Below are 12,607 nucleotides of genomic sequence, written 5' to 3' on the forward strand. Positions count from 1 at the left end.
CATGGCACGTTCACTCAAGAAAGGCCCGTTCGTCGATCACCACCTCGTCAAGAAGGTGGAGGCCGCGGCCGGCAGCAAGCGTCCGATCAAGACCTGGTCGCGTCGCTCGATGATCCTGCCGGAGATGGTGGGTTTCACCATCGCCGTGCACAACGGCAAGAACCACGTTCCGGTGCTGGTCAACGAGAACATGGTCGGCCACAAGCTCGGCGAATTTGCCGTCACCCGGACCTTCAAGGGTCACGGTGGCGACAAGAAGTCGAGCCGGTAAGGAGAGATGACGATGGAAGCGAAAGCAATCCTGCGCACTGCGCGCATCTCCCCGCAGAAGGCCCGCCTGGTCGCCGACCAGGTGCGCGGTCTTTCCGCCGAGCGGGCGGTCAACCTGCTGAAGTTCTCGGATAAGAAGGCTGCCCACCTGATCAAGAAGGTGGTGGAGTCGGCGATCGCCAATGCCGAGAACAACCAGGGCGCGGATGTCGACGAGCTGAAGGTCAAGACCATCATGGTTGATGAAGGTCCGACCCTGAAGCGTTTCATGGCGCGGGCGAAAGGCCGCGGTACCCGCATCCTCAAGCGCACCAGCCACATCACTGTGGTTGTGGGCGCCGCCAAGTAAAGCGGAAAGGAAAAGACGATGGGTCATAAAGTTCATCCGATTGGAATCCGCTTGGGTGTCTCCAAGGACTGGAATTCCAAGTGGTACGCCAACAAGGGCGAGTTCGCCGGTTACCTGGCAGCCGACCTCAAGGTTCGCGAAATGCTGCGCAAGAAGTTGGCGCAGGCGGGCATCAGCAAGATCCTGATCGAGCGTCCGGCCAAGACCGCGCGCGTGACGATCCACACCGCCCGTCCGGGCGTGGTGATCGGCAAGCGCGGTGAGGACATCGAGAAGCTGCGCAAGGAAGTGAGCGAGATGATGGGCGTCCCCGCCCACATCAACGTCACCGAAGTGCGCAAGCCGGAGCTGGATGCGCAGCTGGTCGCCGAGTCGATCGCGCAGCAGCTGGAGCGTCGCATCATGTTCCGCCGCGCGATGAAGCGCTCGGTCGGCAACGCGATGCGCCTGGGTGCCCTGGGCATCAAGGTCAACGTCGCCGGCCGCTTGAACGGTGCGGAAATCGCCCGTTCCGAGTGGTACCGCGAGGGCCGCGTGCCGCTGCATACGCTGCGTGCCGACATCGACTATGGCTTCGCTGAAGCCAAGACGACCTACGGCATCATCGGCATCAAGGTATGGATCTACAAGGGCGAGATCTTCGATTTCTCCCAGGTTGGCCAGGAAAAGCAGGACGATTCCCCGCGCAACGATCGTAACGATCGCGGCGACCGTGGTGACCGTCCGTCGCGTCCGGCTCGTGAAGCGAGGTAACGGCAATGTTGCAACCCAAGCGAACCAAATACCGCAAGATGCACAAGGGCCGTAACGACGGCCTGGCATGGAGCGGCAACGCCGTCAGCTTCGGCGAGTACGGGCTGAAGGCCACCGCGCACGGTCAGCTGACCGCGCGCCAGATCGAAGCGGCGCGCCGCTCGATCAGCCGCTACGTCAAGCGCGGCGGCAAGATGTGGATCCGCGTGTTCCCGGACAAGCCGATCACCAAGAAGCCGATCGAAGTGCGAATGGGCTCCGGTAAGGGCAACGTCGAGTACTGGGTCGCCCAGATCCAGCCCGGCCGCATGATCTATGAAATCGAAGGCGTCGGCGAAGATGTCGCGCGCGAGGCGTTCCGCCTGGCCGCTGCCAAGCTTTCGGTGACCACCACCTTCGTGACCCGGACGGTACGCTGATGGACATCAAACAACTCCGCGAGAAGTCGGCTGACGATCTGAAGTCCCACCTGACCGATCTGCGCAAGGAGCAGTTCGCCCTGCGCATGCAGCAGGTCACCGGGCAGCTGCCGAAGACCCACGAAACCCGCCGGGTGCGCCGCGAGATTGCTCGCGTGAAGTACCTGATCGGCAGCACGAAGTAAGGATGGCCGCCATGAGCGACACTAACGAAAGCAAGACGCTGCGCACGGTCGAAGGCCGCGTCGTCAGCAACAAGATGGACAAGACCGTCACCGTGCTGGTGGAGCGTCAGGTCAAGCATGCGCTGTACGGCAAGTACATCAAGCGCTCGACCAAGCTCCACGCCCACGACGCCGACAACGCCTGCAACGAAGGCGATTTGGTGCGGGTGACCGAGATTGCGCCGATGTCCAAGACCAAGAACTGGCGGGTGGTCGAAATCGTCACCCGTTCGGCCGAATAAGGGAGATCTGAATCATGATCCAGATGCAGAGCTACCTCGACGTCGCCGACAATTCCGGTGCCAAGGAAGTGATGTGCATCAAGGTGCTCGGCGGCTCCAAGCGCCGCTACGCGCACATTGGCGACATCATCAAGGTCACCGTCAAGGACGCGATCCCGCGCGGCAAGGTCAAGAAGGGCGAAGTCTACGACGCCGTCGTGGTGCGTACCCGCAAGGGTGTGCGTCGTCCCGACGGTTCGCTGATCCGCTTCGACGGCAACGCTGCGGTGTTGCTCAACAACAAGCAGGAGCCGATCGGCACGCGTATCTTCGGGCCTGTTACCCGCGAGCTGCGTTCCGAGAAGTTCATGAAGATCGTCTCGCTCGCTCCTGAAGTGCTGTGAGCGGAGGACATACACATGGCTAACCGTATCAAGAAGGGCGACCAGGTCGTCGTCACTACCGGCAAGGACAAGGGCAAGCAGGGCGAAATCGTCCGCGTCGACGGCGATCGCGTGATCGTCTCCAACGCGAACATCGTCAAGCGCCACACCAAGCCGAACCCGCAGGCAGGCGTTGCCGGCGGCGTGGTCGAGCGTGAAGCGTCGATCCATATTTCCAACGTGGCGATCGTCAACCCGGCAACGGGCAAGGGCGAGCGCGTTGGCTTCAAGGTGCTGGAGGATGGACGCAAACTGCGTGTGTTCCGCTCCAGCGGTGAGGCGCTCGACGCCTGAGGAATGACACAATGAATTCCCGTCTCGAAAAGATCTACAAGGAAGAAGTGGTACCGGCTCTGATGAAGAAGTTCGGTTACACCAATCCGATGCAAGTGCCGAAGCTGGTCAAGGTCACGCTGAACATGGGCGTGGGCGAGGCGGCGACGAACAAGAAGATCCTGGAAAACGCCGTGGCCGACATGGCCAAGGTCTCCGGCCAGAAGCCGGTCGTCACCAAGTCGCGTATCTCGGTGGCGTCGTTCAAGATCCGCGATGGTTGGCCGATCGGCTGCAAGACCACGCTGCGTCGCGCCAAGATGTACGAGTTCCTGGATCGCCTGATCAACATCTCGCTGCCGCGCGTGCGCGACTTCCGCGGTGTCTCGGGTCGTTCGTTCGACGGTCGCGGCAACTTCAACATGGGTGTGAAGGAACAGATCATCTTCCCGGAAATCGACTTCGACGCCGTCGATGCGATCCGCGGCATGGATATCGCCATCACCACCACCGCCAAGACCGACGCCGAAGCGAAGGCGTTGCTCGAAGCGTTCAAGTTCCCGTTCCGTAACTGATTGACAACCGGGATTCGGGATTCGGGATTCGGGATTGGCAGGGCGTCGCCCTCCAAGCCCCGGCTCCTGAGAATCTCCAATCCCCAATCTCGAATCCCGAGGATTTACAGATGGCAAAGACCTCCATGGTCAACCGCGACATCAAGCGCAAGAAGCTGGCGAAGAAGTTCGCCGACAAGCGCGATGCGCTGAAGAAGATCATCGCCGCCGACAGCTCGTCCTACGACGAGAAGGCCGACGCGGTGGTCAAGCTGCAGAAGCTGCCGCGCGATTCGTCGCCGAGCCGCCAACGCACCCGTTGCGAGCTGTCCGGTCGTCCGCGCGCCGTGTACCGCAAGTTCGGCCTCGGCCGCAACATGCTGCGCAAGGCGACGATGAACGGCGACGTGCCGGGCCTGCGCAAGGCCAGCTGGTAACAACCGGCGGTCCCGGCTCCGTTCGCGGAGCCCGGGGCAGGGCGGTCGCACGCCCGCGTGCTGTTCAGTCAACGAGTCCGACGCAAGTCGGACTTTTTGTCGTATAATCCCGCTCCTTGCCTGCGCCCAGCGGGTGATGGCGGGACCAGGCCCTGGCCTTCTCCAGGACGCTTCACGCTGCACATCACTGCGTCATTCCACAGCTACACATCACAAGATTTTCGCGAAAGCGGATATCGGTGCACTCAAAGGTAGACACCATGAGCATGACTGATCCCATCGCCGACCTGCTGGTCCGCATCAAGAATGCGGCCGCGGTTGGCAAGCCGACGGTGAAAATGCCGTCCTCCAAGATCAAGGTTGCGATCGCAGAAGTGCTGAAGGCCGAAGGCTACATCAGCGACCTGCGCGTCAACGCGATCGAGAACAACAAGTCCGAGCTGGAAATCGTGCTGAAGTATTTCGAGGGCCGTCCGGTCATCGATACGCTCAAGCGCGTGTCCCGTTCGGGTCTGCGCCAGTATCGCGGTAAGGCCGAGCTGCCGAAGGTTCTCGGCGGCCTGGGCGTTGCCATCATTTCCACGTCCAAGGGCATCATGACCGATGCGCAGGCCCGTCAGGCCGGCGTCGGTGGCGAAGTCCTGTGCTTCGTGGCCTAAGGGAAGGAGCAAGTAAATGTCCCGCGTAGCCAAGAAGCCGATCTCCCTCCCGAAGGGCGTCGAACTGAATGTCCAGCCCGAGCTGGTGAGCGTCAAGGGCCCGAAGGGCACCCTGTCGCTGCCGAAGCCGGCTGGCGTTGAAATCCAGCAGGAAAACGGTGTCGCCACGCTGTCGGCGAACGACCCGTCGCAGATCGCCATCACCGGCACCGTCCGCGCGATCCTGGCGAACATGGTGCACGGCGTGTCCGAAGGCTTCGAGCGCAAGCTCGAGCTGGTCGGCGTCGGTTACCGTGCCACGATGCAGGGCAAGGACCTGAGCCTGGCGCTCGGTTTCTCGCATCCGGTCGTGTTCAAGGCGCCGGAAGGCATCACCCTGACCGCCCCGACTCAGACTGAGATCGTGGTACAGGGCGCCGACAAGCAGCGCGTCGGCGAAGTCGCCGCCAAGATCCGCGGTTTCCGTCCGCCGGAGCCCTATAAGGGCAAGGGTGTGAAGTACGCCGGTGAAGTCATCATTCGCAAGGAAGCCAAGAAGGCATAAGGCAGGTTGCTCTGCTAGGAACCCGGCCATTCATGGCCGGGAATCCGACAGGTCTCTCGCCCAAAGTCGATCCGCTTCCGTAGGACACATATCATGACCATCAACAAGAACATCGCCCGCCTGCGCCGCGCCAAGTCGACCCGTGCGCACATCCGCGAACTCGGCGTCGCCCGCCTGTCGGTGCTGCGCACCGGCCAGCACCTGTACGCGCAGGTCTTCACTGCCGACGGCTCCAAGGTGATCGCTGCGGCGAACACCCTGCAGGCCGACGTCAAGGACGGCCTGAAGAGCGGCAAGAACAGCGAGGCGGCCGTCAAGGTCGGCAAGCTGATCGCCGAGCGCGCCAAGGCCGCGGGCATCGAGAAGGTCGCCTTCGACCGCTCGGGCTACCGCTACCACGGCCGCATCAAGGCGCTGGCCGACGCCGCGCGCGAAGGCGGCCTGCAGTTCTGATCCTTGCGGGTGCGGCGTCCACGCCGCGCCCGACCTGCCGATGCGGGCCGCATCGGACTTTGGCGCGCCTTCTGCGCGCGTCCGGGGAACACGGTTCCAGTCAACAACTACAAGCGGCATGCAAGCCGTAAATCTTTCAACTACCAAGGAATACACAATGGCTGAAGAACAGCGTGCACCGCGGGGTCGTGATCGCGACCGCAACCGCGAAGAGAAAGTCGACGATGGCATGATCGAAAAGCTGGTCGCGGTCAACCGCGTCAGCAAGACGGTCAAGGGCGGTCGCCAGTTCACCTTCACCGCGCTGACCGTGGTCGGCGACGGCAACGGCAAGATCGGTTTCGGTTACGGCAAGGCGCGCGAAGTGCCGGTCGCGATCCAGAAGTCGATGGAATATGCGCGCAAGGGCATGCTCGACATCGACCTGAACAACGGCACCCTGTGGCACCCGGTGAAGTCCGGCCACGGCGCGGCGCGCGTGTTCATGATGCCCGCCTCGGAAGGTACCGGCGTCATCGCCGGCGGCGCGATGCGCGCCGTGCTGGAAGCGGTCGGCGTCAAGAACGTGCTGGCCAAGGCGGTCGGTTCGCGCAACCCGATCAACTTGGTGCGCGCCACACTGCGCGGCCTGGAAGACATGCAGTCGCCGTCGCGCATCGCGGCCAAGCGCGGCAAGAAGGTGGAGGAACTCAACCATGGCTAATGAGTCCAACAAGACGGTGAAGGTGCGCCTGGTGCGCGGCCTTCGTGGTACCCAGTCGCGTCACCGCCTGTCGGTGCGTGCGCTGGGCCTGAACAAGCTCAACGATGTGCGTGAACTGAAGGACAGCCCGCAGGTACGCGGCCTGATCAACAAGGTTCAGTACCTCGTCCAGGTTGAGGAGTAAGCGACCATGACTTTGCATCTGAATGATCTGAAGCCCGCCGAAGGCGCGCGTACCGAGCGCACCCGCGTCGGCCGCGGCATCGGTTCGGGCCTGGGCAAGACCTGCGGCCGCGGCCACAAGGGTTCGTTCGCGCGCAAGGGCGGCGGCAAGATCAAGGCCGGCTTCGAAGGCGGCCAGACCCCCATGCAGCGCCGTCTGCCGAAGATCGGCTTCCGTTCCAAGATGGCCAAGGACACTGCCGAAGTGCTGTCCTACCAGCTGGACAACCTGCCGGAAGGCGAGATCGATTTCGCCGCGCTGCGCGCTGCGAAGCTGGTCCCGAGCACCGCGAAGAAGGCCAAGGTCGTCCTCAAGGGCGAGCTGAGCAAGAAGTTCGTGCTCAAGGGTATCGCCGCGACCGCCGGTGCCAAGGCGGCAATCGAAGCTGCCGGCGGCAGCGTGCAGGAGTAACACGCAGATGGCGCAGGCTGGCATGGGTAACCTCGGCGGCGGGCTCGGCAAGTTCACGGAACTTCGCCAGCGCCTGTTGTTCGTTCTCGGCGCATTGATCGTCTACCGCATCGGCTGCTATGTGCCGGTGCCGGGCGTCAATCCCGAAGCCATGCTTGCGCTGATGCAGGCGCAGGGCGGCGGCATCGTGGACATGTTCAACATGTTCTCGGGCGGCGCCCTGCACCGTTTCAGCATCTTCGCGCTGAACGTGATGCCGTACATCTCGGCATCGATCGTGATCCAGTTGGCCACGCACATCTTCCCGTCGCTGAAGGCGATGCAGAAGGAAGGCGAATCCGGCCGACGCAAGATCACCCAGTATTCGCGCATCGGCGCGGTGTTGCTGGCGGTGGTGCAGGGCGGCAGTATCGCGCTGGCGCTGCAGAACCAGACCGCACCGGGCGGCGCACCGGTGGTGTACGCGCCGGGCATGGGCTTCGTGCTCACCGCGGTGATCGCGTTGACCGCCGGCACCATCTTCCTGATGTGGGTCGGCGAGCAGGTCACCGAGCGCGGCATCGGCAACGGCGTGTCGCTGATCATCTTCGCCGGCATCGTCGCCGGCCTGCCGGCGGCGGCGATCCAGACGCTGGAGGCCTACAGCAATGGCGACCTGCAGTTCATCTCGCTGCTGCTGATCGTGCTGACCATCCTCGCCTTCACCTTGTTCGTGGTGTTCGTCGAGCGCGGGCAGCGACGAATCACGGTGAATTATGCGCGCCGCCAGGGCGGCCGCAACGCGTACATGAACCAGACCTCGTTCCTGCCGCTGAAGCTGAACATGGCCGGCGTGATTCCGCCGATCTTCGCCTCGAGCATCCTCGCCTTCCCGGCGACGCTGTCGATGTGGTCGGGCCAGGCCGCCTCCAACAGCACCTTCGGCAGCTGGCTGCAGCGCATCGCCAATGCGCTGGGCCCGGGCGAGCCGGTGCACATGATCGTGTTCGCCGCGCTGATCATCGGCTTCGCGTTCTTCTATACCGCGCTGGTGTTCAACTCGCAGGAAACCGCGGACAACCTGAAGAAGTCCGGCGCGCTGATCCCGGGCATCCGTCCGGGCAAGGCCACCGCCGACTACGTCGACGGCGTGCTGACCCGGTTGACCGCGGCCGGCTCGCTGTACCTGGTGATCGTGTGCCTGCTGCCGGAAATCATGCGCGCGCAGCTCGGCACCTCGTTCCATTTCGGCGGCACCTCGCTGTTGATCGCGGTCGTGGTGGTGATGGACTTCATCGCGCAGATCCAGGCGCACCTGATGTCGCACCAGTACGAAAGCCTGTTGAAGAAGGCCAACCTCAAGGGTGGCTCGCGCGGCGGCGGTTTCGCCCGCGGTTGATTGCTATAATTTGACTTCCTTCCGCGAAGACGCCCCGGTTCCCGGGCGCAGTCTTCCGACTTGAAGGGCGGCCCATGCAGCGGTCTCGTGCGTGGGTGCGACGTGGTGGTCCTGCGCTGGAGTAGCGCGGGCGGCCGGGGTGGATCCTCACCTTGGCCAACGACGTCCGGCGCCGGAGCATGGGCACACTCCCCATGCCGGGCCTGCGGAACCGAAAGGTTCCACGGGCTTCCATGTAACCCGAGACCTTGCTAGACTTACAAGTTCACTTTTTGATCCATCCTGCCGGATGGCGCCGCAGTGCGCCGTCGGGCCATCACTCAGTTGGAGAACCGCGTCATGGCGCGTATTGCAGGCGTCAACCTGCCAGCCCAGAAGCACGTCTGGGTCGGGTTGCAAAGCATTTTCGGCATCGGCCGTACCCGTTCGAAGAAGGTCTGCGAAGCCGCAGGCGTGACCTCGACCACCAAGATCCGTGACCTGTCCGAACCGGAAATCGAGCGCCTGCGCCTCGAAGTCGGCAAGTACATCGTCGAAGGCGACCTGCGTCGCGAAGTGGGCATCGCCATCAAGCGACTGATGGACCTGGGCTGCTACCGCGGCCTGCGTCATCGTCGTGGCCTGCCGCTGCGTGGTCAGCGCACCCGCACCAACGCCCGCACCCGCAAGGGCCCGCGCAAGGCGATCAGGAAGTAAGGGACAGACATGGCTAAGCCCGCAGCAGCAAAGACCAAGAAGAAGATCAAGCGCGTCGTCACCGACGGCGTCGCCCACGTCCACGCTTCGTTCAACAACACCATCGTGACCATCACCGACCGTCAGGGCAATGCATTGTCCTGGGCGACCTCCGGTGGCGCTGGTTTCCGCGGTTCGCGCAAGTCCACGCCGTTCGCGGCGCAGGTTGCCGCCGAGAAGGCCGGGCGCGCTGCGCTCGACTACGGCGTGAAGTCGCTGGAAGTGCGCATCAAGGGCCCGGGTCCGGGTCGCGAGTCCGCCGTCCGTTCGTTGAACAACGTCGGATACAAGATCACCAACATCATCGACGTGACGCCTATCCCGCACAACGGGTGCCGTCCGCCGAAGAAGCGTCGCGTCTAAAGGAGCGATAAGAAATGGCTCGTTATATCGGTCCTACCTGTAAGCTCGCGCGCCGTGAAGGCGCCGATCTTTCCCTCAAGAGCCCGGCGCGTGCGCTGGACTCCAAGTGCAAGCTGGAGCAGAAGCCCGGCCAGCACGGCGCGACCGCCCGCAAGGGCAAGCTGTCCGACTACGCCACCCAGCTGCGCGAGAAGCAGAAGGTCAAGCGTATCTACGGTCTGCTGGAGCGTCAGTTCCGCAACTACTACAAGAAGGCCTCGACCAAGAAGGGCAACACCGGCGAGAACCTGCTGCAGCTGCTGGAAACCCGCCTGGACAACGTCGTCTACCGCATGGGCTTCGCCGTCACCCGCCCGGCCGCGCGCCAGCTGGTGTCGCACCGTGGCGTGCTGGTCAACGGCAAGTCGGTGAACCTGGCCTCTTACCAGGTCAAGGCCGGCGACGCGATCGCCCTGTCGGAAAAGGCCCAGAAGCAGCTTCGCGTGCAGGAAGCGCTGACCGTTGCCGAAACGCACGACCTGAACCCGTCCTGGGTCGAGGTCGATTCGAAGAAGTTCAGCGGCATCTTCAAGGCCGTGCCGGATCGTGCGGACCTGCCTGCTGACATCAACGAAGCGCTGATCGTCGAGTTGTATTCGAAGTAATCACATTGGAGAGCCTCCGGCAACGGAGGCTCGTCAGGAGAACCCGCAACATGACGGTTACCGCCAACCAGGTTCTGCGCCCCCGTGGGCCGCAGATCGAACGCCTTACCGACAACCGCGCCAAGGTCGTAATCGAGCCCTTGGAGCGTGGTTATGGGCACACGCTGGGCAATGCCCTGCGTCGCGTGCTGCTGTCCTCGATCCCCGGCTTCGCGATCACCGAAGTCGAGATCGACGGCGTGCTGCACGAGTACACCACGGTCGAAGGGCTGCAGGAAGATGTGCTTGAAGTCCTGCTCAACCTCAAGGACGTGGCCATCCGCATGCACACCGGCGACAGCGCCACGCTGTCGCTGTCCAAGCAGGGTCCGGGCGTCGTGACCGCTGCCGATATCAAGGTCGACCACAACGTCGAGATCCTCAACAACGATCATGTCATCTGCCATCTGACCAAGGATACGGCGATCAACATGCGTCTGAAGATCGAGCGTGGCTTCGGCTACCAGCCGGCCGCCGCGCGTCGCCGTCCGGACGAGGAAACCCGCACCATCGGCCGCCTGGTCCTGGATGCGTCGTTCTCGCCGGTGCGCCGCGTCGCCTACGCGGTCGAATCCGCGCGCGTCGAGCAGCGGACCGACCTGGACAAGCTGGTCCTGGACATCGAGACCAACGGCACCATCGATGCCGAGGAAGCCGTGCGCACCGCCGCCGACATCCTCAGCGATCAGCTGTCGGTGTTCGGCGACTTCACCCATCGCGACCGTGGCGCGGCCAAGCCGGCCAGCAACGGCGTGGATCCGGTGCTGCTGCGTCCGATCGACGATCTGGAACTGACCGTGCGTTCGGCCAACTGCCTGAAGGCCGAGAGCATCTACTACATCGGCGATCTGATCCAGAAGACCGAAGTGGAGTTGCTCAAGACCCCGAACCTCGGCAAGAAGTCGCTGACCGAGATCAAGGAAGTGCTGGCCCAGCGTGGCCTGTCGCTCGGCATGAAGCTGGAGAACTGGCCGCCGGCCGGCGTCGCCCAGCACGGCATGCTCGGCTAAGCAGCCGCACCTGGCCGATGCCGCACCGGCATCGGCCACGGACGCTGCAGGTCCGGTCATGGATGGCCGGGCAGGGCTCCACGGAGCCCGGGTAAGACCGCCAGGGATGGAAGCAGGGGCGCCTTCGCGGCGCCTCGCGCCGCATCAGTTGCACAACTACGCCGACGGGTCTTCAAGCCCGCGGCGTTGTCCGGTCAGGGACGGCCGGCTCGGACCATCCGCAGTCCATTGTTCAACGCCAGGACGGCGACAGCGATCTCCAGCAGTTTCAACTTTCCATAGGAATCAAGACCATGCGTCACCAGAAATCCGGCCGCAAGTTCAACCGCACCAGCGCCCATCGGCAGGCGATGTTCTCCAACATGGCGGCCTCGCTGTTCAAGCACGAGCTGATCAAGACCACCCTGCCGAAGGCCAAGGAGCTGCGTCGCGTCGCCGAGCCGCTGATCACCATCGCCAAGGTCGATGGCGTCGCCAATCGCCGTCTGGCCTTCTCGCGCCTGCGCGACAAGGAAGCGGTGGGCAAGCTGTTCGTCGAGCTGGGCCCGCGTTACCAGTCGCGTCCGGGCGGCTACCTGCGCATCCTGAAGTGCGGCTTCCGCGCCGGCGACAACGCGCCGATGGCGTACGTCGAGCTGGTCGATCGCCCGACCGCGATCGCCGAGGAAGTGGCCGAGTAAATCCGGCCCGCACCGCGTCAGCAGAAAGCCCGGCATGTCCGGGCTTTTTTGCGTCTGGGCGGCGGGTTTTTGCGCGAAGGGCGCCGCGGCGGCACGCCGCACCTGTGGACGCACGGCACATGGTGGCGAGGCGGGCGATGGCGGATAATGCCGGATCGTTCATGTGAGCCCGACCCGATGAACCCGTTACGCTGGAGTTTCCGCGCGCAGTTCCTGCTCGGCTTTCTGATCTGCGCCGCGCTGCTGGGCTACGCGATCTATGTGCAGGTGCAGCTCGGCATCGAACCCTGTCCGCTGTGCATCTTCCAGCGCATCGCGTTCGCCGCGCTGGGCCTGCTGTTCCTGCTCGGCGCCTTGCACGGTCCGGCGCGCAGCGGCGGGCGCAAGATCTATGCGGTGCTGACGTTCCTGGCCGCGGCGATCGGCGCCGGCATCTCCACCAAGCACGTGTCGGTGCAGCTGTTCCCCGATCCGATGGCCTCCTGCGGGCCGCCGCTGAGCTTCCTGCGCGAGACGCTGGGACCGTTCGAGGTGCTGCGCCGGGTGCTGACCGGGACCGGCGACTGCGGCAATATCGACTGGCGCTTCCTGGGGTTGTCGATGCCGATGTGGTGCCTGATCTGCTTCGTGCTGCTGGCGGTGTTCGCGCTGTATGCCGGATTCAAGACCAGGCGGCGTTCGCTGCACTGAGTGTTGCGTGGGGCGCTGTGCGCTGTTGCCAATAGCCGCTGCGGGCGGCGGTCGCCTCCCTTTAGGAGCGACTTCAGTCGCGACCAGGCGTTACCGGTAGAGCCCGTCGCGACTGAAGTCGCTCCTACAGGG

At 63.8% G+C, this 12,607-nt stretch carries 23 protein-coding genes; all 23 read left to right on the forward strand.

Translation table 11 applies throughout. The features are described 5' to 3' along the window. Nucleotide 1 precedes the first annotated feature (1 nt). Entirely contained in the window at nucleotides 2-271 is a 270-nt protein-coding gene (gene rpsS, locus NUG20_RS05450) for a 30S ribosomal protein S19 (RefSeq protein WP_003470666.1), read from the forward strand. A 12-nt stretch (nucleotides 272-283) separates the two neighbouring features. Next, nucleotides 284-619, forward strand: a complete 336-nt coding sequence (gene rplV, locus NUG20_RS05455) for a 50S ribosomal protein L22 (protein WP_003470663.1) — start codon at nucleotides 284-286, stop codon at nucleotides 617-619. 18 nt (nucleotides 620-637) lie between these two features. After that, nucleotides 638-1,372: a 30S ribosomal protein S3 gene (rpsC, locus tag NUG20_RS05460; RefSeq protein ID WP_003470660.1), complete on the forward strand. Its 735-nt coding sequence runs from the start codon at nucleotides 638-640 to the stop codon at nucleotides 1,370-1,372. Between the two features lie 5 nt (nucleotides 1,373-1,377). Beyond that, a complete protein-coding gene (gene rplP / locus NUG20_RS05465) occupies nucleotides 1,378-1,791 on the forward strand; it encodes a 50S ribosomal protein L16 (protein ID WP_003470657.1) in 414 nt (137 codons plus the stop codon). Beyond that, nucleotides 1,791-1,976, forward strand: coding sequence for a 50S ribosomal protein L29 (rpmC, locus tag NUG20_RS05470; protein ID WP_145701693.1), 186 nt, complete (start codon nucleotides 1,791-1,793; stop codon nucleotides 1,974-1,976). The genes rplP and rpmC overlap by 1 nt, the downstream gene beginning before the upstream one ends. Nucleotides 1,977-1,987: 11 nt before the next feature. Beyond that, complete coding sequence (gene rpsQ, locus NUG20_RS05475) at nucleotides 1,988-2,257, forward strand: 30S ribosomal protein S17 (RefSeq protein WP_263397408.1); 270 nt, start codon at nucleotides 1,988-1,990, stop codon at nucleotides 2,255-2,257. A 14-nt stretch (nucleotides 2,258-2,271) separates the two neighbouring features. Continuing rightward, on the forward strand, nucleotides 2,272-2,640 hold the full coding sequence (rplN, locus tag NUG20_RS05480; protein WP_003486699.1) for a 50S ribosomal protein L14: 369 nt from the start codon (nucleotides 2,272-2,274) through the stop codon (nucleotides 2,638-2,640). Between the two features lie 15 nt (nucleotides 2,641-2,655). Beyond that, the gene (rplX, locus tag NUG20_RS05485; protein ID WP_009607346.1) at nucleotides 2,656-2,973 is read left to right on the forward strand and encodes a 50S ribosomal protein L24; all 318 of its coding nucleotides are present in this window, start codon (nucleotides 2,656-2,658) and stop codon (nucleotides 2,971-2,973) included. Nucleotides 2,974-2,984: 11 nt separating this feature from the next. Continuing rightward, complete coding sequence (gene rplE / locus NUG20_RS05490) at nucleotides 2,985-3,527, forward strand: 50S ribosomal protein L5 (protein ID WP_145701692.1); 543 nt, start codon at nucleotides 2,985-2,987, stop codon at nucleotides 3,525-3,527. A gap of 110 nt (nucleotides 3,528-3,637) precedes the next feature. Continuing rightward, nucleotides 3,638-3,943 carry a 30S ribosomal protein S14 gene (rpsN, locus tag NUG20_RS05495; protein WP_179570573.1) on the forward strand — a complete coding sequence of 102 codons (306 nt, stop codon included), beginning with the start codon at nucleotides 3,638-3,640 and terminating at the stop codon, nucleotides 3,941-3,943. Between the two features lie 260 nt (nucleotides 3,944-4,203). Beyond that, on the forward strand, nucleotides 4,204-4,602 hold the full coding sequence (gene rpsH / locus NUG20_RS05500; RefSeq protein ID WP_145701691.1) for a 30S ribosomal protein S8: 399 nt from the start codon (nucleotides 4,204-4,206) through the stop codon (nucleotides 4,600-4,602). 16 nt (nucleotides 4,603-4,618) lie between these two features. Next, complete coding sequence (gene rplF, locus NUG20_RS05505) at nucleotides 4,619-5,146, forward strand: 50S ribosomal protein L6 (RefSeq protein WP_263397409.1); 528 nt, start codon at nucleotides 4,619-4,621, stop codon at nucleotides 5,144-5,146. A gap of 93 nt (nucleotides 5,147-5,239) precedes the next feature. Then, nucleotides 5,240-5,599 carry a 50S ribosomal protein L18 gene (gene rplR, locus NUG20_RS05510; protein WP_003470642.1) on the forward strand — a complete coding sequence of 120 codons (360 nt, stop codon included), beginning with the start codon at nucleotides 5,240-5,242 and terminating at the stop codon, nucleotides 5,597-5,599. A gap of 157 nt (nucleotides 5,600-5,756) precedes the next feature. After that, on the forward strand, nucleotides 5,757-6,302 hold the full coding sequence (gene rpsE, locus NUG20_RS05515; RefSeq protein ID WP_263397410.1) for a 30S ribosomal protein S5: 546 nt from the start codon (nucleotides 5,757-5,759) through the stop codon (nucleotides 6,300-6,302). Further along, complete coding sequence (gene rpmD, locus NUG20_RS05520; protein ID WP_005408214.1) at nucleotides 6,295-6,486, forward strand: 50S ribosomal protein L30; 192 nt, start codon at nucleotides 6,295-6,297, stop codon at nucleotides 6,484-6,486. Before rpsE ends, rpmD begins: the two co-directional genes overlap by 8 nt. A gap of 6 nt (nucleotides 6,487-6,492) precedes the next feature. Then, nucleotides 6,493-6,936: a 50S ribosomal protein L15 gene (gene rplO, locus NUG20_RS05525; protein WP_003470637.1), complete on the forward strand. Its 444-nt coding sequence runs from the start codon at nucleotides 6,493-6,495 to the stop codon at nucleotides 6,934-6,936. A gap of 7 nt (nucleotides 6,937-6,943) precedes the next feature. Beyond that, complete coding sequence (secY, locus tag NUG20_RS05530; protein WP_263397411.1) at nucleotides 6,944-8,314, forward strand: preprotein translocase subunit SecY; 1,371 nt, start codon at nucleotides 6,944-6,946, stop codon at nucleotides 8,312-8,314. Nucleotides 8,315-8,653: 339 nt separating this feature from the next. Beyond that, nucleotides 8,654-9,010, forward strand: coding sequence for a 30S ribosomal protein S13 (rpsM, locus tag NUG20_RS05535; protein WP_145701687.1), 357 nt, complete (start codon nucleotides 8,654-8,656; stop codon nucleotides 9,008-9,010). Between the two features lie 9 nt (nucleotides 9,011-9,019). Then, on the forward strand, nucleotides 9,020-9,412 hold the full coding sequence (gene rpsK / locus NUG20_RS05540) for a 30S ribosomal protein S11 (RefSeq protein WP_003470632.1): 393 nt from the start codon (nucleotides 9,020-9,022) through the stop codon (nucleotides 9,410-9,412). Between the two features lie 14 nt (nucleotides 9,413-9,426). Beyond that, nucleotides 9,427-10,056 (forward strand): 30S ribosomal protein S4, encoded by a 630-nt coding sequence (gene rpsD, locus NUG20_RS05545; protein WP_010340454.1) that lies wholly within the window; start codon nucleotides 9,427-9,429, stop codon nucleotides 10,054-10,056. A gap of 50 nt (nucleotides 10,057-10,106) precedes the next feature. Beyond that, nucleotides 10,107-11,105 (forward strand): DNA-directed RNA polymerase subunit alpha, encoded by a 999-nt coding sequence (gene rpoA / locus NUG20_RS05550; RefSeq protein ID WP_263397412.1) that lies wholly within the window; start codon nucleotides 10,107-10,109, stop codon nucleotides 11,103-11,105. 293 nt (nucleotides 11,106-11,398) lie between these two features. Continuing rightward, nucleotides 11,399-11,785, forward strand: coding sequence for a 50S ribosomal protein L17 (gene rplQ / locus NUG20_RS05555; protein ID WP_003470628.1), 387 nt, complete (start codon nucleotides 11,399-11,401; stop codon nucleotides 11,783-11,785). A gap of 177 nt (nucleotides 11,786-11,962) precedes the next feature. Next, nucleotides 11,963-12,475: a disulfide bond formation protein B gene (locus NUG20_RS05560; RefSeq protein ID WP_263397413.1), complete on the forward strand. Its 513-nt coding sequence runs from the start codon at nucleotides 11,963-11,965 to the stop codon at nucleotides 12,473-12,475. The last annotated feature ends 132 nt before the right edge of the window (nucleotides 12,476-12,607 follow it).

The sequence above is a fragment of the Xanthomonas sp. CFBP 8443 genome, assembly GCF_025666195.1.
In the GTDB taxonomy this organism is placed as follows: domain Bacteria; phylum Pseudomonadota; class Gammaproteobacteria; order Xanthomonadales; family Xanthomonadaceae; genus Xanthomonas_A.